This is a genomic window from Sphingomonas sp., assembly GCF_024508665.1.
Taxonomy (GTDB): Bacteria; Pseudomonadota; Alphaproteobacteria; order Sphingomonadales; family Sphingomonadaceae; genus Sphingomonas.
Genome location: NZ_JANINP010000007.1, coordinates 670,528 through 686,519, shown reverse-complemented (window position 1 = coordinate 686,519; position 15,992 = coordinate 670,528). Strand labels below are relative to the sequence as shown.

25 protein-coding genes are annotated in these 15,992 nt (G+C 64.3%); all 25 read right to left on the bottom strand.

Going from position 1 to position 15,992, the window contains the following annotated elements:
* Positions 1 to 12 precede the first annotated feature (12 nt).
* The 25 genes from Q0L25_RS18505 to fusA all read right to left on the bottom strand — a co-directional run bounded on the left by Q0L25_RS18505 (position 13) and on the right by fusA (position 15,952).
* Positions 13 to 663 carry an adenylate kinase gene (locus Q0L25_RS18505; protein WP_296616843.1) on the bottom strand — a complete coding sequence of 217 codons (651 nt, stop codon included), beginning with the start codon at positions 661 to 663 and terminating at the stop codon, positions 13 to 15.
* A 30-nt stretch (positions 664 to 693) separates the two neighbouring features.
* The gene (secY, locus tag Q0L25_RS18500; RefSeq protein WP_296616841.1) at positions 694 to 2,058 is read right to left on the bottom strand and encodes a preprotein translocase subunit SecY; all 1,365 of its coding nucleotides are present in this window, start codon (positions 2,056 to 2,058) and stop codon (positions 694 to 696) included.
* A 122-nt stretch (positions 2,059 to 2,180) separates the two neighbouring features.
* Positions 2,181 to 2,735, bottom strand: a complete 555-nt coding sequence (gene rplO / locus Q0L25_RS18495) for a 50S ribosomal protein L15 (RefSeq protein WP_296616840.1) — start codon at positions 2,733 to 2,735, stop codon at positions 2,181 to 2,183.
* A 177-nt stretch (positions 2,736 to 2,912) separates the two neighbouring features.
* The gene (gene rpmD, locus Q0L25_RS18490) at positions 2,913 to 3,113 is read right to left on the bottom strand and encodes a 50S ribosomal protein L30 (RefSeq protein WP_296616838.1); all 201 of its coding nucleotides are present in this window, start codon (positions 3,111 to 3,113) and stop codon (positions 2,913 to 2,915) included.
* Between the two features lie 6 nt (positions 3,114 to 3,119).
* On the bottom strand, positions 3,120 to 3,857 hold the full coding sequence (gene rpsE, locus Q0L25_RS18485) for a 30S ribosomal protein S5 (protein WP_296616836.1): 738 nt from the start codon (positions 3,855 to 3,857) through the stop codon (positions 3,120 to 3,122).
* Positions 3,858 to 3,859: 2 nt separating this feature from the next.
* Entirely contained in the window at positions 3,860 to 4,216 is a 357-nt protein-coding gene (rplR, locus tag Q0L25_RS18480; RefSeq protein WP_296616834.1) for a 50S ribosomal protein L18, read from the bottom strand.
* Positions 4,216 to 4,749 (bottom strand): 50S ribosomal protein L6, encoded by a 534-nt coding sequence (gene rplF / locus Q0L25_RS18475; RefSeq protein ID WP_296616832.1) that lies wholly within the window; start codon positions 4,747 to 4,749, stop codon positions 4,216 to 4,218. The genes rplR and rplF overlap by 1 nt, the downstream gene beginning before the upstream one ends.
* A complete protein-coding gene (gene rpsH, locus Q0L25_RS18470) occupies positions 4,749 to 5,144 on the bottom strand; it encodes a 30S ribosomal protein S8 (RefSeq protein ID WP_066583973.1) in 396 nt (131 codons plus the stop codon). Before rpsH ends, rplF begins: the two co-directional genes overlap by 1 nt.
* 10 nt (positions 5,145 to 5,154) lie before the next feature.
* A complete protein-coding gene (rpsN, locus tag Q0L25_RS18465) occupies positions 5,155 to 5,460 on the bottom strand; it encodes a 30S ribosomal protein S14 (RefSeq protein ID WP_066583975.1) in 306 nt (101 codons plus the stop codon).
* Between the two features lie 19 nt (positions 5,461 to 5,479).
* Positions 5,480 to 6,064: a 50S ribosomal protein L5 gene (gene rplE / locus Q0L25_RS18460; protein WP_296616831.1), complete on the bottom strand. Its 585-nt coding sequence runs from the start codon at positions 6,062 to 6,064 to the stop codon at positions 5,480 to 5,482.
* On the bottom strand, positions 6,057 to 6,374 hold the full coding sequence (gene rplX / locus Q0L25_RS18455; RefSeq protein ID WP_066583978.1) for a 50S ribosomal protein L24: 318 nt from the start codon (positions 6,372 to 6,374) through the stop codon (positions 6,057 to 6,059). Before rplX ends, rplE begins: the two co-directional genes overlap by 8 nt.
* Positions 6,374 to 6,742 (bottom strand): 50S ribosomal protein L14, encoded by a 369-nt coding sequence (rplN, locus tag Q0L25_RS18450; protein WP_066583980.1) that lies wholly within the window; start codon positions 6,740 to 6,742, stop codon positions 6,374 to 6,376. Before rplN ends, rplX begins: the two co-directional genes overlap by 1 nt.
* 146 nt (positions 6,743 to 6,888) lie before the next feature.
* The gene (gene rpsQ, locus Q0L25_RS18445; protein WP_296616828.1) at positions 6,889 to 7,161 is read right to left on the bottom strand and encodes a 30S ribosomal protein S17; all 273 of its coding nucleotides are present in this window, start codon (positions 7,159 to 7,161) and stop codon (positions 6,889 to 6,891) included.
* A gap of 10 nt (positions 7,162 to 7,171) precedes the next feature.
* Positions 7,172 to 7,375: a 50S ribosomal protein L29 gene (gene rpmC / locus Q0L25_RS18440; protein ID WP_296616827.1), complete on the bottom strand. Its 204-nt coding sequence runs from the start codon at positions 7,373 to 7,375 to the stop codon at positions 7,172 to 7,174.
* 1 nt (position 7,376) lies between these two features.
* Positions 7,377 to 7,811 (bottom strand): 50S ribosomal protein L16, encoded by a 435-nt coding sequence (rplP, locus tag Q0L25_RS18435; RefSeq protein WP_296616825.1) that lies wholly within the window; start codon positions 7,809 to 7,811, stop codon positions 7,377 to 7,379.
* A gap of 12 nt (positions 7,812 to 7,823) precedes the next feature.
* Complete coding sequence (gene rpsC / locus Q0L25_RS18430; RefSeq protein WP_066583990.1) at positions 7,824 to 8,531, bottom strand: 30S ribosomal protein S3; 708 nt, start codon at positions 8,529 to 8,531, stop codon at positions 7,824 to 7,826.
* Positions 8,531 to 8,908 carry a 50S ribosomal protein L22 gene (gene rplV, locus Q0L25_RS18425; protein WP_296616820.1) on the bottom strand — a complete coding sequence of 126 codons (378 nt, stop codon included), beginning with the start codon at positions 8,906 to 8,908 and terminating at the stop codon, positions 8,531 to 8,533. The genes rpsC and rplV overlap by 1 nt, the downstream gene beginning before the upstream one ends.
* A 1-nt stretch (position 8,909) precedes the next feature.
* Positions 8,910 to 9,188, bottom strand: coding sequence for a 30S ribosomal protein S19 (gene rpsS, locus Q0L25_RS18420; protein WP_296616818.1), 279 nt, complete (start codon positions 9,186 to 9,188; stop codon positions 8,910 to 8,912).
* Between the two features lie 6 nt (positions 9,189 to 9,194).
* Positions 9,195 to 10,046, bottom strand: coding sequence for a 50S ribosomal protein L2 (rplB, locus tag Q0L25_RS18415; RefSeq protein WP_296616816.1), 852 nt, complete (start codon positions 10,044 to 10,046; stop codon positions 9,195 to 9,197).
* The gene (locus Q0L25_RS18410) at positions 10,046 to 10,369 is read right to left on the bottom strand and encodes a 50S ribosomal protein L23 (RefSeq protein ID WP_296616814.1); all 324 of its coding nucleotides are present in this window, start codon (positions 10,367 to 10,369) and stop codon (positions 10,046 to 10,048) included. The genes rplB and Q0L25_RS18410 overlap by 1 nt, the downstream gene beginning before the upstream one ends.
* Entirely contained in the window at positions 10,362 to 10,991 is a 630-nt protein-coding gene (gene rplD / locus Q0L25_RS18405) for a 50S ribosomal protein L4 (protein ID WP_066584006.1), read from the bottom strand. Before rplD ends, Q0L25_RS18410 begins: the two co-directional genes overlap by 8 nt.
* A 2-nt stretch (positions 10,992 to 10,993) precedes the next feature.
* Entirely contained in the window at positions 10,994 to 11,752 is a 759-nt protein-coding gene (rplC, locus tag Q0L25_RS18400) for a 50S ribosomal protein L3 (RefSeq protein ID WP_296616811.1), read from the bottom strand.
* Between the two features lie 341 nt (positions 11,753 to 12,093).
* Positions 12,094 to 12,402 carry a 30S ribosomal protein S10 gene (gene rpsJ / locus Q0L25_RS18395; protein ID WP_007406109.1) on the bottom strand — a complete coding sequence of 103 codons (309 nt, stop codon included), beginning with the start codon at positions 12,400 to 12,402 and terminating at the stop codon, positions 12,094 to 12,096.
* A 161-nt stretch (positions 12,403 to 12,563) separates the two neighbouring features.
* Positions 12,564 to 13,760, bottom strand: coding sequence for an elongation factor Tu (gene tuf / locus Q0L25_RS18390; RefSeq protein ID WP_296616809.1), 1,197 nt, complete (start codon positions 13,758 to 13,760; stop codon positions 12,564 to 12,566).
* A 98-nt stretch (positions 13,761 to 13,858) separates the two neighbouring features.
* The gene (gene fusA / locus Q0L25_RS18385) at positions 13,859 to 15,952 is read right to left on the bottom strand and encodes an elongation factor G (RefSeq protein ID WP_296616807.1); all 2,094 of its coding nucleotides are present in this window, start codon (positions 15,950 to 15,952) and stop codon (positions 13,859 to 13,861) included.
* Positions 15,953 to 15,992: the final 40 nt, after the last annotated feature.

Genomic DNA, 15,992 nt, shown 5'->3' with positions numbered 1-15,992 from the left:
AAGCCCGACGCCTTATTCCCCGTCGAGCGCCGCCGCCACCGCTGCGCTGACCTGGTCGATATCCGCCATGCCGTCGACCCGCGTCAGGATGCCGCGGGCTTCGTAGATCGGGATGATCGGCGCGGTCTTGCCGCGATATTCGGCCATCCGGGTGCGGACGGTTTCCTCATTATCGTCGGGGCGGCGCTTGAACTCGGTCGATCCGCAGACGTCGCAGACGCCGGCGGCCTTGGGCTGCTTGAATTTGTCGTGATAGCCCTCGCCGCACTTGGCGCAGGTGTAGCGGCCGGTGATGCGCTCGACGAGCGCGTCCTCATCGACCGTCAACTCGATGACACGGTCGAGCTTGCGGCCGCGATCGGCGAGCAACTGGTCGAGAGCTTCGGCCTGCGCGGCGGTGCGCGGATAGCCGTCGAAGATCGCGCCCTCCCCCGGAGACATCTGGTCGAGCCGCTCGCCGATGATGCCCGATACCACCTCGTCGGGTACCAGTTCGCCGGCGTCCATGATCGCCTTGGCCTTCAAGCCGGTGGGCGTCCCCGCCTTCACCGCGGCGCGGAGCATGTCGCCGGTCGACAGCTGCACCATGCCGCGGTCTGCGACGAGCTTCGCCGCCTGGGTGCCCTTGCCGGCGCCCGGTGGGCCGAGGAGGATGATGTTCAAGCCCTTGTCTCCCTGTTGGCGCCGCCCCTCTTAACGGAGGCGGCCACCCTTCAGCTTCGCCTTCTTGATGAGGTCGCCATATTGGTGCGCCAGCAGATGCGACTGGATCTGGGTCACCGTGTCCATCGTCACGTTGACGACGATCAGCAGACTGGTGCCGCCGAGGTAGAACGGGATCTTGAGCGCCGACACCAGATATTCCGGCACCAGACAGATCACCGCCAGATAGGCAGCGCCGATCACGGTGATGCGCGTCAGCACATAGTCGAAATAGGCTTCGGTGTTCTTGCCGGGGCGGATGCCCGGGATGAACCCGCCATAGCGCTTGAGATTATCCGCGGTCTCTTCGGGATTGAACACCACGGCGGTGTAGAAGAACGAGAAGAAGATGATGCCGAGGCCGTACAGCGTCATGTACAGGATCGAGCCGTGCTGGAGATATTGGTTGAGGCTGATGACGACATCGCCCCACCAGGTGTCGCCCTTCACCTTGTTGCCCGCAAGCTGGGTGATGGTCAGCGGCATCAGCAGCAGCGACGAGGCGAAGATCGGCGGGATTACGCCGGCGGTGTTGAGCTTCAGCGGCAAATGGCTGCGGTCCGACTGAACGCCGCGCTGGGTCTGTCGCTTGGGATATTGGATCAGGATGCGCCGCTGTGCGCGCTCCATGAAGCAGATGAACAGGATGATCGCAACCACAGCGACGATGATCCCGAGCACCTGGAAGCTGTCCATGCTGCCGGTGCGGCTGCCATTGACCAGGTTATAGATGTTGGTCGGCATGTTGGCGACGATGCCGGCCATGATGATCAGCGAGACACCGTTGCCGATGCCGCGGCTGGTGATCTGTTCGCCCAGCCACATCAGGAACATCGTGCCGCCGATCAGGCTGATCACCGCGCCGACGCGGAACAGCATGCCGGGTTCGACCACTGCCTGGACGCCGGCATTGGCGCCATAGGCCTCGAGCCCGACGGCGATGAACCAGCCCTGCACCGCGGTCAGCGCGACCGTGCCGTAGCGGGTATATTGGTTGAGCCGCTTGCGCCCGCTCTCGCCCTCTTTCTTGATCGCGGCGAGCGTCGGCGACAGCGAAGTCGCGAGCTGCACCACGATCGAGGCGGTGATATAAGGCATGACCCCGAGCGCGGTCAGCGACATGCGCTTGAGCGACCCGCCCGAGAAATTGTTGAAGAAGTCGAGCACGCCGCCGTTGGTCTGGTTCGACAGCACGCCGAGCGCGGTCGGATCGACGCCGGGCAGCGGCACGTAGCTCAAAAGGCGGAAGACGATCAGCGCGCCGATCGTGAACCACAGCCGCTTCTTGAGGTCGGTCGCCTGGGCGAACTTGGAAAGGTTGAGCCCTGAGGCCAGACTATCGGCTGCGGATGCCATTTATTTGATCGTCCCGAAATAAAAACGGCGGAGATGCGTGTTCCGCGCCCCCGCCGCTCATATAGGCGCCCATTCGGCCTTGTCACCTGTCGCCCGTCGCACAAGCGACGGACCGGTGTGGATTACTTCTTCGCGGCGGCCTGCTTGGCCTCCTTGTCGGCCTTCCGCTCGCGATACTTGACGCCCTTCTTGGCGGCAGCCTTGTCGGCGGCGGAGACGATCTCGATCACCTCGACCTTGCCACCGGCCTTCTCGACCGCCTCGATCGCGCCCTTCGACGCGCCGGCGACCAGGAAGCTGAGCTTGGCGGTCAGCTCACCCTTGCCGAGCAGGCGGACGCCGTCCTTGCCGCCACGGGCAAGGTTGGCCGCCTTCAGCGCGGCGTGGTCGACGGTCTTGGACGCATCGAGCTTGCCGGCATCGACCGCCTTCTGGATCGCGCCGACGTTGACCTCGGCATGGTCCTTGGCGAAGATGTTGTTGAAGCCGCGCTTCGGCAGACGCATGTGGAGCGGCATCTGGCCGCCCTCGAAGCCCGCGATCGAGACGCCTTCACGGCTCTTCTGGCCCTTCTGGCCACGCCCGGCGGTCTTGCCCTTGCCCGAGCCGATGCCACGGCCGACGCGGATCTTGCGATGACGCGCGCCCTGGTTGTCGCGCAGTTCGTTCAATTTCATATCGTGCACTCGCTTTCGCTTTTGCCTGCCCCCGCGAAAGCGGGGGTCGCGCAACTGGGGGACGCGGTTCCCCAACTTCGTCACCCTCGCGAGCGCGAGGGCCCAACTCACTGCCGTCGAACCCAGCCCCACGATCGGGAGATGGGTCCCCGCTTTCGCGGGGATGACGGCAGTATGTTACTCGCTGACGCTCACCATGTGAGCGACCTTCTTGATCATGCCGCGAACCTCGGGCGTGTCCTTCAGCTCGACGGTCCGGTGCATCTTGTTGAGGCCCAGGCCGATCAGCGTGGCACGCTGGTCCTTGGTGCGACGGATCGGCGAACCGGTCTGGGTGACCTTCACCGTACCGGTCGCGGCGTCTTTCTTGGCAGCCATGTTCGCTTACTCCGCGATCGCCGCGGCATCGGCCTCGGCGGTCTGCGACCCACCGCGGCCGAGCAGGTCGGCGATCTTCTTGCCGCGCCGCTGCGCAACCGACTTCGGCGAAGTCTGGTCGCCCAACGCCTCGAAGGTGGCGCGGATCATGTTGTAGGGGTTCGACGTGCCGACCGACTTGGTCACGACGTCGGCGACGCCGAGCGATTCGAACACGGCGCGCATCGGGCCGCCGGCGATGATGCCGGTACCCTGCGGCGCCGAGCGCAGCGTGACCTTGCCCGCACCGAAATGGCCATTGCCGTCATGGTGCAGCGTACGGCCTTCGCGCAGCGGAACGCGGATCATCTTCTTCTTGGCCGACGCGGTCGCCTTGGAGATCGCCTCCGGCACTTCGCGCGCCTTGCCATGACCGAAGCCGACGCGGCCCTTGCCGTCGCCCACGACGACCAGCGCCGCGAAGCCGAAGCGCTTGCCGCCCTTCACCGTCTTCGAGACGCGGTTGATGTGGACGAGCTTCTCGATCAGCTCTTCGCCGCCATCGTCATTGCCCTGACCACGCCGGTCGTCGCGACGTCCGCCGCGGCCGCCGTCACGGCCACCACGACCGCCGCCGCCGCCCGGGCCGCCACGGCCACGACCGCCACGACCGCCACCACGGCCCTGCGGCGCGTCATGGGTGGTCGCTTCGGCCGAAGGCGCATCGACGGGAGCGTCGACCGTCGGATTGGTTTCGTCAGCCATTCTCAGAACTCCAGTCCGGCTTCACGAGCCGCATCGGCCAGCGCCTTGACGCGGCCATGAAACAGGAAGCCGCCGCGATCGAACACGACCTGCTTGACGCCGGCCTTCACCGCGGCTTCCGCCACGCGCTTGCCGACTTCGGTCGCCGCTTCGATATTCGCGCCCGACTTGTCGCGCACGCCCTGCTCCAGCGTCGAGGCCGAGGCGACGGTCTTGCCGTTCTCGTCGTCGATCACCTGGGCATAGATGTGCTTGCCCGAACGATGCACCGAGAGGCGCGGACGACCGCCGCCACGCGCGCGAAGAGCGGTGCGGTTGCGCCGGCGGCGCTTCTCGAAAAGTGAAAGACCCTTGGTCATTACTTCTTCTTCCCTTCCTTACGGAAGATGTACTCGCCGTCGTACTTGATGCCCTTGCCCTTGTACGGCTCGGGCTTACGCCAGCGGCGGATCTCGGCGGCCAGCTGGCCGACCTTCTGCTTGTCAGCGCCCGAAATCTCGACCGTGGTCTGGTCGGGCGTGTTGACCGTCAGGCCTTCCGGCACGTCGATGTCGACATCGTGCGAGTAACCAAGCTGCAGCTTCAGCTTCTTGCCCTGGGCGTTGGCGCGGTAGCCGACGCCGGTGATCAGCAGCTTCTTCGTGAAGCCGTCAGTCACGCCGGTCACAAGGTTCTGCACCAGGGTGCGCTGCATGCCCCAGAACGCGCGAGCGCGCTTGGTCTCGTTGGCCGGCTTGACGCCGATCGAGTCCGCCTGGACGTCATAGACGACTTCATCGGCCATCGGCATGCTGAGGGTGCCCTTCGGGCCCTTCATGCTGAGCGTGCCGTCGGCGACCGTGGCGGTGACACCGCTCGGGATCGCGACCGCCTTCTTACCAATGCGGCTCATCAGAACACCTCCGCCAGCACTTCGCCGCCGACATTCTGCTCGCGCGCCTCGGCATCCGAGAGCACGCCGCGCGGCGTCGACACGATGGTGATGCCCAGGCCGTTCATCACGCGCGGCAGTTCCTGCGAACCGCTGTACACGCGACGGCCCGGCTTCGAGACGCGCGCGACATGCTTGATGGCCGGCTGGCCTTCGAAATATTTGAGCTCGATACGGATGCCCTTGGCGGGCCCCATCTCTTCCTCGGAATAACCGCGGATATAGCCCTCACGCTGGAGAACATCGAGCACGCGGACGCGCAGCTTCGACGCCGGCGAAAGGACCGAGTCCTTGCGCGCGCGCTGGCCGTTGCGGATGCGGGTGAGCATATCACCCAGGGGATCGGTCACTGCCATCTTCGTGTCCTTACCAGCTCGACTTCGTGACGCCGGGGATCAGGCCCTTGTTGGCCAGCTCGCGCAGCTGCACACGGCAGAGTCGGAATTTGCGGTAGTAAGCGCGGGGACGGCCCGTCACTTCGCAACGGTTGCGGATGCGGGTCGGATTCCCGTTGCGGGGAATCTCGGCCATCTTCAGCCGCGCGATCAGACGCTCGGTTTCGTCGGCCGACTTGTCGTTGGCCTGCGCCTTCAGCTTCGCATAGCGGTTGGCATATTTCGCCACCAGCTTCTTGCGACGCTCATTCTTGTTCACGGAACTCAGTTTCGCCATGACTTAAGTTCTCTTTCCCTTATGCCGCCTGCTTCGCTTCGCCGTCCGCATCCTGCGGGAACGGGAAACCGAAGAGGCGAAGAAGCTCGCGAGCCTCGTCGTCGGTCTTCGCGGTGGTGGTGACGATGACGTCCATGCCGCGCACCTTGTCGATGCGGTCATAGTTGATCTCCGGGAACACGAGCTGTTCCTTGAGACCCATCGCGTAATTGCCGCGACCGTCGAACGACTTCGGGTTGAGGCCGCGGAAGTCGCGAACGCGCGGCAGCGCGATCGTGATGAAGCGGTCGAGGAATTCGTACATGCGCTCACGGCGAAGGGTGACCTTCACGCCGATCGGCATGCCCTCACGCAGCTTGAACTGCGCGATCGACTTCTTCGCCTTGGTGATCACCGGCTTCTGGCCCGCGATCAGCTCCATCTCGGAAGCGGCCTGCTCGACCTTCTTCTTGTCCTGGGTCGCCTCGCCGACGCCCATGTTGAGCACGATCTTCTCGAGCCGCGGCACTTCAAGCGCGTTCTTGTAACCGAACTTGTCGGTCATCGCCTTGATGATGCGGTCCTCGTAGATGCCCTGCATGCGGGCCTTGTACTTGTCAGCCATCGATCTTCTTCCCGGTCTTGACCGCGACGCGGACCTTCTTGCCGTCCTTGCCCGTCTCGAAACGGACGCGGGTCGGCTTGCCGTCCACGACATGGGCAACCTTAGACACGTGCATCGGCGCTTCCGAGCGATCGAGACCACCCTGGGGGTTGGTCTGGCTCGGCTTGACGTGACGAACGTGCACGTTGACGCCCGAGACGACGACCTTGCCGTCCTTCGGCATCGCCTTGATGACTTCGCCGGTGCGGCCCTTGTCCTTGCCGGACAGGACGATCACCTGGTCACCCTTCTTGATCTTCGCAGCAGCCATTACAGCACCTCCGGAGCCAGGCTGATCACCTTCATGTGACCACGGGCACGCAGTTCGCGCACGACCGGGCCGAAGATGCGGGTGCCAATCGGCTCCTCGTTCTTGTTGACCAGGACCGCCGCGTTCGAATCGAAGCGGATCACCGAACCGTCGGGACGGCGGATGTCCTTGGCGGTACGCACGATCACCGCGCGGTGAACGTCGCCCTTCTTCACGCGGCCGCGGGGCTGCGCTTCCTTGACGCTGACGACGATGATGTCGCCGACGCCGGCCGTGCGGCGCTTCGAGCCGCCCAGCACCTTGATGCACTGCACCCGCTTCGCGCCGCTATTGTCAGCGACGTCGAGATTGGATTGCATCTGGATCATCGATCCGGTTCCTTCTCGTTTGGCCTACCGGGACGGGCCCGGCGGTTCCTGCTAAATCGTCGCCCCGGCGTAGGCCGGGGCCGCTAGGTTTCGGTCACCGCGCTCTCACGCAGCGACCCCGGCCTTCGCCGGGGTGACGCCTGGGTTCAGGCGTCGACGTCGATCCGCTCCGGCGTCGCGTGGGTGTTCACCCGCTCGATCACCTTCCAGGTCTTCAGCTTGGAGATCGGCGCGGTCTCTTCGATCCGCACGGTTTCGCCCTGCTTGTATTCGTTGCCCTCGTCATGGGCGTGATACTTCTTCGAGCGGCGGATGATCTTGCCGTAGAGCGCATGCTTGACCTTGCGCTCCACGTTCACGACCACCGTCTTGTCGCCCTTGTCCGAGACAATCTGTCCGGTCAGCACGCGCTTCGGCATGTCCGTTTCCTTACTTTGCCGCAGCGCGCGAACGCGCGGTCTGCAGGGTCTTGATGCGCGCGATGTCGCGGCGGACTTCACGCACGCGGCTCGGCTTCTCGAGCTGGCTGGTCGCCGCCTGGAAGCGAAGGTTGAACGCCTCGCGCTTCAGGTTGCCCAGTTCCTGGTCGAGGGTGGCCTCGTCCATACCGCTGTAATCGATCTTATTCGCCATCTTACTCGCCTCCGAGGTGCGAGGTGTCGCCGAGGCGCGCCACGACCTTCGTCTTGATCGGCAGCTTCATCGCCGCGCGGCTGAACGCTTCGGCCGCGAGCGGACCGGGAACGCCGTCCAACTCGAACAGGATGCGGCCCGGCTTGACGCGGGCGGCCCAGAATTCGGGCGAACCCTTACCCGAGCCCATGCGGACTTCGGCGGGCTTCGACGAGACCGGCACGTCCGGGAAGACGCGGATCCAGAGGCGGCCCTGGCGCTTGATGTGACGCGTGATCGCGCGGCGAGCCGCCTCGATCTGACGAGCGGTGATCCGCTCCGGCTCCATCGCCTTCAGCCCATAGGAGCCGAAGTTGAGCGTCGCGCCGCCCTTGGCGTCGCCGTGGATACGGCCCTTGAACGCCTTGCGGAACTTGGTGCGTTTTGGTTGCAGCATGTCCTGTTGTCCTTAGCGGCGGTCTTCGCGCGCCGGGCGCACGCCGGAGGTCTGAGCCTCCATCATCAACCGCTCCTGCGCCATCGGGTCATGGCCGAGAATCTCGCCCTTGAAGACCCACACCTTGACGCCGCAGACACCATAAGCGGTGTGTGCCTGCGCTTCGGCATAATCGAGGTGGGCGCGCAGCGTATGCAGCGGCACCCGGCCCTCACGATAGCTCTCGGTGCGAGCGATCTCGGCACCGCCGAGACGGCCGCCGCACTGCACGCGGATGCCGTCGGCACCCAGGCGCATCGCCGACTGCACCGCGCGCTTCATGGCGCGACGGAATGCGATACGGCGCTCGAGCTGGTCGGCAATGCCCTGCGCGACGAGCTTGGCGTCGATCTCGGGCTTGCGGATCTCGACGATGTTCAGCGACACGTCCGAGCCGGTCATCGAACCGAGCTTGCGGCGCAGCTTCTCGATGTCGGTGCCCTTCTTGCCGATGATCACGCCGGGGCGCGCGGCATAGATCGAGACGCGGCACAGCTTGGCCGGACGCTCGATCACGACCTTCGAGATCGCCGCCTGGGGCAGCGTGTCGAGGATGTACTTGCGGATCTTCAGGTCCTCGAGGAGGAGCTTGCCGTAATCCTGACCTTCCGCGAACCAGCGGCTGTCCCAGGTACGGTTGATCTGCAGGCGCAGGCCGATCGGATTGCTCTTGTGACCCATTATGCTTCTTCCTGCTCGCGGACGACGATGCGAAGGCGCGAAAACGGCTTCAGGATGCGGGTGGACTTGCCACGGCCGCGGGTCGCGAAGCGCTTCATCGTGATCGACTTGCCGACCGACGCCTCGGCGACGACAAGCGCGTCGACATCGAGGTTGTGGTTGTTTTCCGCGTTGGCGATCGCCGAGGCGAGCACCTTGCGCGCATCGACCGCCATCGCCTTCTTCGAGAAAGCGAGGATGTTCAGCGCGTCGCCGGCCTTGCGGCCGCGGATCAGACCAGCAACCAGGTTCAGCTTCTGCGCCGAACCACGGATCTGGGTGGCAACGGCCAGCGCTTCCTTGTCGCCGACCTTGCGGGGAGCCTGAGGCTTCGACATCTTAACGCTTGCCCTTCTTGTCGGCCGCGTGACCCGGGAAGTACCGGGTCGGCGCGAACTCGCCGAGCTTCATGCCGACCATCTCTTCATTGACCGACACCGGCACGAACTTGCGGCCGTTGTAGACGTTGAAGGTCAAGCCGACGAACTGCGGCAGGATGGTCGAGCGACGCGACCAGGTCTTGATCGGGCCAGCGCGGGTGCCGGCTTCCTGAGCGGTTTCCGCCTTCTTGAGAAGGCTGAGGTCCACGAAGGGACCCTTCCAAACGGAACGAGCCATTTCGAATTAGCCCTTCTTCTTCGCGTGACGCGACCGGATGATGAACTTGTCGGTCTGCTTGTTGTGACGGGTGCGCGCACCCTTGGTCGGCTTGCCCCACGGGGTGACCGGATGACGGCCGCCCGAGGTCCGGCCTTCACCACCGCCATGCGGGTGGTCGACCGGGTTCTTGGCGACGCCGCGGGTCAGCGGACGGATGCCCTTCCAGCGATTGCGGCCAGCCTTGCCGAGGTTGGTGTTCTGGTTGTCCGGGTTGGACACCGCACCGACCGTCGCCATGCAATTGCCGGGGATGTAGCGCTGCTCGCCCGAATTGAGGCGAACGATCACCATCCCGCGGTCACGACCGACGACCTGCACATAGGTGCCGGCCGAACGTGCGATCTGACCGCCCTTGCCCGGCTTCATCTCCACGTTGTGGACGATGGTGCCGACCGGCATCTGGGCCAGTTCCATGGCGTTGCCCGGCTTCACGTCGGTCTTCTTGCCGGCGATCACCTTGTCGCCGACCGCCAGACGCTGCGGCGCGATGATATAGGCCAGACGATCCTTGCCGTCCTCACCCGCGCCATAGTTCACCAGAGCGATGAACGCGGTACGGTTGGGATCGTATTCGATCCGCTCGACATTGCCTTCGACGTCCCACAGGCGGCGCTTGAAATCGACGATGCGATAGCGCTGCTTGTGACCGCCGGCGATGCCGCGCGAGGTGACATGACCCTTGTTGTTGCGGCCGCCGGTCTTGCGCTTGCCTTCGGTCAGCGCCTTGACGGGCTTGCCCTTGTACAGCGCCGAACGGTCGACGAGGATCAGACCACGGCGGGCCGGGCTCGTCGGATTGTAATGCTTGAGTGCCATTACGCCTTGACCCCTTCGGTCACGTCGATCGACTGACCTTCCTTGAGGGTGACAATCGCCTTCTTCATGTCCGAGCGCTGGTACGGAGCGCCCTTCCACTTCTTGGTCTTGCCCTTCTGGACGATCGTGTTGACGTTCGACACGCTGACATTGAACAGCGCCTCGACGGCAGCCTTGATCTCCGGCTTGGTCGCGTCGCGCGCAACCTTGAACACCACCGCGTTCTGCTCGCTGACGAGCGTCGACTTCTCGGTGATGTGCGGGGCGACGATCACGTCATAGTGACGGATGTCGACCGCGCCCTTGGTCGGCTTCTTAGCCATTGAAACGCGCCTCCAGCTTTTCGACAGCAGCGCGCGTCAGCACCAGCGTGTCATGCTTCAGGATGTCGTAGACGTTCGCGCCGGCGGCCGGGAGAACGTTGATCTCGCGAAGGTTGCCGGCGGCGAGCGCGAAGGTGTTCTCGACGGCATCGCCATCGATCACCAATGCGGTCTTGCCGAAGCCGAGCTTGGCGATGTCGCCCTTCAGCGTCTTCGTCTTGCCGCCATCGACCGCGATCGAGTCCATGACGATTAGCGACCCGGCCTTCGCATGGGTCGACAGCGCCATCTTGAGACCGAGCGCACGGATCTTCTTGTTCAGCGACGGGTTGAAGTCGCGAACGCGGGCACCGTGAGCCTTACCACCGCCGATAAAGACGGGAGCGCGGCGATCGCCGTGACGAGCGGTACCGCCGCCCTTCTGGCGACCGTACTTCTTGCCGGTGCGAGCAACGTCGGCGCGCTCACGCGTGCCGCGCGCCGTCGGACGACGCTTTTCGAGCTGCCAGGTGACGACGCGGTGCAGGATGTCGGCGCGCGGATCGAGGCCGAACACCTCGTCGTTGAGCTCGATGTCCGCGGCCTTCGCCTTGGCGTCGAAGGATTGAACCTTGACCTTCACGTTCAGCCCTCCTGGCCTTCGGTCGCTTCGGGAGCCTGGACGTCCTCGGCGGGCGTATCGGCCGGAGCGGCGGTGTTGCTGTTGGCGGCGGCCTTGAGGCCGGCGGGGAACGGCGCATCCTTGTGCGCCGCGACCTTCACGGCGTCCTTGACGAACAGCCAGCCACCCTTCGAGCCAGGGACCGAGCCCTTGACGAAGATAAGGCCGCGCTCGACGTCGGTGCCGACGATCTCGAGATTCTGCTGGGTGCGGTTCTTGTCACCCATGTGGCCGGCCATCTTCTTGTTCTTGAAGACCTTGCCGGGATCCTGACGGTTACCCGTCGAACCGTGCGAACGGTGGCTGACCGACACGCCGTGCGTGGCGCGCAGACCGCCGAAGTTCCAGCGCTTCATGGCGCCGGCGAAACCCTTACCCTGGGTCCGACCCTGGATGTCGACGAGCTGGCCGGCGACATAATGATCGGCCGAGATTTCGGCACCGACGTCGAGCAGACCGTCCTCGTCGACACGGAATTCCGCGACGATCGCCTTCGGCTCGACTTCCGCCTTGCCGAAATGACCGCGCTGCGGCTTGGCGACGTTCTTCGCCTTGGCCGTGCCGGCCCCGAGTTGAACGGCGGTGTAGCCGTCCTTATCCATTTCGCGACGGGAGATAACCTGCAGCCCTTCGAGCGACAGGACGGTGACCGGCACGTGGCGGCCGTCGTCCTGGAACAGGCGGGTCATCCCCAACTTCTTCGCGATCACGCCAGTGCGCATGATCCGTAGCTCCTAAACAGAGGCACCCCAGGGCCCATCCCAGGGGTGCTTGTGACCGATGCCTAAGCATCGATCGATCCAGCCCGGAAAATGCGAAGCGAGCCCCCGTCCCGGGCTGGTTGTTCGATGGCCTGAGCCAGGGAACGTGACGGGAGACGCTGACCCAGCGGCCGAAGCTGCTGGCGGTATCTCTATGTCGTAGCGAGAAGGCCTCCGGCCCCACTCGTCGCCCCGGCGAAGGCCGGGGCCGCTGGATGATTTAACGCATCGTCCAGCTACATAGCGGTCCCGGCCTTCGCCGGGACGACGAGAATCGGAAGATTCTCGAAGGATGCGGGCCCTTAGGCCAGCTTGATCTCTACGTCAACGCCCGCGGCGAGATCGAGCTTCATCAGCGCGTCGACCGTCTGCGGGGTCGGCTGAACGATGTCCAGCATGCGCTTGTAGGTGCGAACCTCGAACTGCTCGCGCGACTTCTTGTCGATGTGCGGGCCGCGGTTCACGGTGAACTTCTCGATGCGCGTCGGCAACGGGATGGGACCACGGATGAGGGCGCCGGTACGGCGGGCGGTGTCGGCGATGTCGCCGGTCGCCTGATCGAGCACACGATGATCGAACGCCTTGAGGCGAATACGGATATTGCTGTCCATGGTTCCTACCGATGCCAAAGAGCGGGGCAGCTCCCCGAAACGGGGGCCGCCTCTTGCTGTTCAAACTAAACTGGAGGCGCGCGGATACAGGCGCTTCCTACAAAAAGCAACCGCCCCGGCGCCCTTTTTTTGGGCGCCGGGGCGGTCGTTTGGGGATCAGCTTACTTGCTGATGCCCGAGACGATGCCCGAACCGACGGTGCGGCCACCCTCACGAATGGTGAAGCGCTGGCCGACGTCCATGGCGATCGGCGCGATCAGCTTCACGCCGAGAGCGACGTTGTCGCCCGGCATGACCATCTCGGTGCCGGCCGGCAGTTCGACGGTGCCGGTGACGTCGGTGGTGCGGAAGTAGAACTGCGGACGATAGTTCGCGAAGAACGGCGTGTGACGGCCGCCTTCGTCCTTCGACAGGACGTACACTTCCGAGTTGAAGTCGGTGTGCGGGGTGATCGAGCCCGGCTTGGCCAGAACCTGGCCACGCTCGACTTCCTCACGGCCGACGCCGCGGATCAGCGCACCGATGTTGTCGCCAGCCTGGCCCTGGTCGAGCAGCTTGCGGAACATTTCGACGCCCGTGACGGTGGTCTTGCGGACTTCCGGGTGGATGCCGACGATCTCGACTTCCTCACCGACCTTGACCACACCGGTCTCGACGCGGCCGGTCACGACGGTGCCGCGACCCGAGATCGAGAACACGTCTTCGATCGGCATCATGAACGGCTTGTCGAGCGGACGCTCCGGCTGCGGCAGGTACTCGTCGACCGCCTTCATCAGCTCGAGCACGGCTTCGGTGCCGAGCTTGGGATCCGAACCGCTGAGCGCGGCAGTCGCCGAGCCCTTGATGATCGGAATATCGTCACCCGGGAAATCGTAAGCCGACAGCAACTCGCGAACCTCGAGCTCGACGAGCTCCAGGATTTCCGCGTCGTCGACCAGGTCGACCTTGTTCATGAACACGACCATCGCCGGCACGCCGACCTGACGGGCGAGCAGGATGTGCTCGCGGGTCTGCGGCATCGGGCCGTCGGTCGCCGACACGACCAGGATCGCGCCGTCCATCTGGGCGGCACCGGTGATCATGTTCTTCACATAGTCGGCGTGACCCGGGCAGTCGACGTGCGCATAGTGACGGTTGGCGGTCTCATACTCGACGTGCGCCGTCGAGATGGTGATGCCGCGCTCGCGCTCTTCCGGAGCCTTGTCGATGTTGGCGAAGTCGACCGCAGCGTTGCCCGCGACGTTTTCAGCCAGCACCTTGGTGATCGCCGCGGTCAGCGACGTCTTACCATGGTCGACGTGACCGATGGTGCCGATGTTCATGTGCGGTTTCGTCCGCTCAAACTTTGCCTTCGCCATTTTTTCCTACCTTCTGGAAAATCGTTTCGTGAAATCCGCCATGGGACTCGCGCGAAGGCGGCCCCATAGCGGGTGTTTTAACGTTATGCCAGCCCTCGTTAGGCCAGCTTGGCCTTCACTTCGTCGGCCACGTTCTGCGGCACTTCGTCGTAATGCGAGAACTGCATCGAGTAGCTCGCGCGGCCCTGGGTGAACGAGCGGAGCTGGTTCACGTAGCCGAACATATTGGCCAGCGGAACCATCGCCTCGACGGTCTGCGCGTTGCCGCGCGCGTCGGTGCCCTGGATCTGACCACGACGGCTGTTCATGTCGCCGATGACGTCGCCCAGATAATCTTCCGGGGTGACGACCTCGACCTTCATGATCGGCTCGAGCAGCTTGATGCCGGCCTTCTGGGCCGCTTCACGCATCGCGCCACGCGCGCAGATTTCGAACGCCAGCGCCGACGAGTCGACGTCGTGATAGGCGCCGTCGGTCAGGTGGACTTCGAAATCGATGATCGGGAAGCCGATCAGCGAGCCCGTCTCCGCCGTCTCACGGAAGCCCTTTTCCACCGACGGGATATATTCGCGCGGGATGTTGCCGCCCTTGATCTCGTCGAAGAACTGGAAGCCCGAACCACGCTCGCCCGGGATCACCGTCACCTTCACGCGGCCGAACTGGCCCGAGCCGCCCGACTGCTTCTTGTGGGTGTAGTCGATATCGACCTTCTTCCCGAGATACTCGCGATACGCCACCTGCGGCGCGCCGACATTGGCCTCGACCTTGAACTCGCGCTTCATGCGGTCGACCAGGATCTCGAGATGGAGTTCGCCCATCCCCTTGATGATGGTCTGGCCCGATTCGTGATCGGTCGAGACGCGGAACGAGGGGTCCTCGGCAGCCAGCCGGTTGAGCGCGATGCCCATCTTTTCCTGGTCGGCCTTGGTCTTCGGTTCGACCGACAGCTCGATGACGGGGTCCGGGAACTCCATCCGCTCGAGGATGATCGGCGCCGCCGGATCGCACAACGTGTCGCCGGTGGTCGTTTCCTTGAGGCCCGCAATGGCGACGATGTCGCCGGCGCGCGCCTCTTCGATGTCCTCACGCGAGTTCGCGTGCATGAGGAGCATACGGCCGATCTTTTCCTTCTTGTCCTTCACCGAGTTCAGGTAGCTGCCCTTGCTGAGCGTACCCGAATAGATGCGCGCGAAGGTGAGCGAACCGACGAACGGATCGTTCATGATCTTGAACGCGAGCAGCGACAGCGGCGCGTTGTCGGTCGCCGGACGCGAATCCGGCGTCTCGCCGTCGAGCTTCACGCCCTGCACGTCCGGAATGTCCAGCGGGCTGGGCAGATAGTCGACGACCGCGTCGAGCAGCGGCTGCACGCCCTTGTTCTTGAACGCCGAGCCGCAGACGATCGGCACGAACGCCATGGCGAGCGTACCCTTGCGGATAAGGCGCTTCAGCGTCGCGACGTCGGGCTCGTTGCCCTCAAGATACTGCTCCATGACATCGTCGTCTTGCTCGACGACCATCTCGATCAGATCGTTGCGGTACTTGGCAGCCTTTTCGACCAGATCCTCGGGGATCGGCTGATATTCGAACTTCGCGCCCAGGCTTTCTTCAAGCCAGATGATCGCGCGGTTCTCGACCAGGTCGACCAGGCCCTTGAAGCCGCCCTCGATGCCGATCGGGAGATACAGCACGGCCGGACGCGCGCCGAGACGCTCGACGATCGAATCGACGCAATAATAAAAGTCCGCGCCCGTGCGATCGAGCTTGTTGACGAAGCACATCCGCGGAACCTTGTACTTGTCCGCCTGACGCCACACGGTCTCCGACTGCGGCTCGACGCCGGCAACGCCGTCGAAGCAGGCGACCGCGCCGTCGAGCACGCGCAGCGAACGCTCGACTTCAATGGTGAAGTCGACGTGACCCGGCGTGTCGATGATGTTGATCAGGTGCTCTTCGCCCTTACCCTCATTCGCGCGCCACTTGCAGGTGGTCGCAGCCGAGGTGATCGTGATCCCGCGCTCCTGCTCCTGCTCCATCCAGTCCATCGTCGCGGTGCCTTCGTGCACTTCGCCGATCTTGTAGGACTTGCCGGTGTAATAGAGGATGCGCTCGGTCGTCGTCGTCTTGCCGGCGTCGATATGCGCCATGATGCCGATATTGCGATAGCGGTCGAGCGGATGGCTGCGGGCCATGGTCGTAGCTTCCTTGGAATGTGGGGAGCCGGCCGATCCG

Bases quoted from the DNA above. Each gene is read 5' to 3' on its own strand.
- secY (WP_296616841.1), bottom strand. From the start codon at position 2,058: ATGGCATCCGCAGCCGATAGTCTGGCCTCAGGGCTCAACCTTTCCAAG.
- rplO (WP_296616840.1), bottom strand. From the start codon at position 2,735: ATGAAATTGAACGAACTGCGCGACAACCAGGGCGCGCGTCATCGCAAG.
- rpmD (WP_296616838.1), bottom strand. From the start codon at position 3,113: ATGGCTGCCAAGAAAGACGCCGCGACCGGTACGGTGAAGGTCACCCAG.
- rpsE (WP_296616836.1), bottom strand. From the start codon at position 3,857: ATGGCTGACGAAACCAATCCGACGGTCGACGCTCCCGTCGATGCGCCT.
- rplR (WP_296616834.1), bottom strand. From the start codon at position 4,216: ATGACCAAGGGTCTTTCACTTTTCGAGAAGCGCCGCCGGCGCAACCGC.
- rplF (WP_296616832.1), bottom strand. From the start codon at position 4,749: ATGAGCCGCATTGGTAAGAAGGCGGTCGCGATCCCGAGCGGTGTCACC.
- rpsH (WP_066583973.1), bottom strand. From the start codon at position 5,144: ATGGCAGTGACCGATCCCCTGGGTGATATGCTCACCCGCATCCGCAAC.
- rpsN (WP_066583975.1), bottom strand. From the start codon at position 5,460: ATGGCGAAACTGAGTTCCGTGAACAAGAATGAGCGTCGCAAGAAGCTG.
- rplE (WP_296616831.1), bottom strand. From the start codon at position 6,064: ATGGCTGACAAGTACAAGGCCCGCATGCAGGGCATCTACGAGGACCGC.
- rplX (WP_066583978.1), bottom strand. From the start codon at position 6,374: ATGGCTGCTGCGAAGATCAAGAAGGGTGACCAGGTGATCGTCCTGTCC.
- rplN (WP_066583980.1), bottom strand. From the start codon at position 6,742: ATGATCCAGATGCAATCCAATCTCGACGTCGCTGACAATAGCGGCGCG.
- rpsQ (WP_296616828.1), bottom strand. From the start codon at position 7,161: ATGCCGAAGCGCGTGCTGACCGGACAGATTGTCTCGGACAAGGGCGAC.
- rpmC (WP_296616827.1), bottom strand. From the start codon at position 7,375: ATGGCGAATAAGATCGATTACAGCGGTATGGACGAGGCCACCCTCGAC.
- rplP (WP_296616825.1), bottom strand. From the start codon at position 7,811: ATGCTGCAACCAAAACGCACCAAGTTCCGCAAGGCGTTCAAGGGCCGT.
- rpsC (WP_066583990.1), bottom strand. From the start codon at position 8,531: ATGGGTCACAAGAGCAATCCGATCGGCCTGCGCCTGCAGATCAACCGT.
- rplV (WP_296616820.1), bottom strand. From the start codon at position 8,908: ATGTCGAAGCCTCAGGCTCCCCGCAAGGTCGGCGACAAGGAAGCGCTG.
- rpsS (WP_296616818.1), bottom strand. From the start codon at position 9,188: ATGGCTCGTTCCGTTTGGAAGGGTCCCTTCGTGGACCTCAGCCTTCTC.
- rplB (WP_296616816.1), bottom strand. From the start codon at position 10,046: ATGGCACTCAAGCATTACAATCCGACGAGCCCGGCCCGCCGTGGTCTG.
- Q0L25_RS18410 (WP_296616814.1), bottom strand. From the start codon at position 10,369: ATGGCTAAGAAGCCGACCAAGGGCGCGGTCGACATCCGTCACTATGAC.
- rplC (WP_296616811.1), bottom strand. From the start codon at position 11,752: ATGCGCACTGGCGTGATCGCGAAGAAGTTGGGGATGACCCGCCTGTTC.
- rpsJ (WP_007406109.1), bottom strand. From the start codon at position 12,402: ATGGACAGCAATATCCGTATTCGCCTCAAGGCGTTCGATCATCGTGTG.
- tuf (WP_296616809.1), bottom strand. From the start codon at position 13,760: ATGGCGAAGGCAAAGTTTGAGCGGACGAAACCGCACATGAACATCGGC.
- fusA (WP_296616807.1), bottom strand. From the start codon at position 15,952: ATGGCCCGCAGCCATCCGCTCGACCGCTATCGCAATATCGGCATCATG.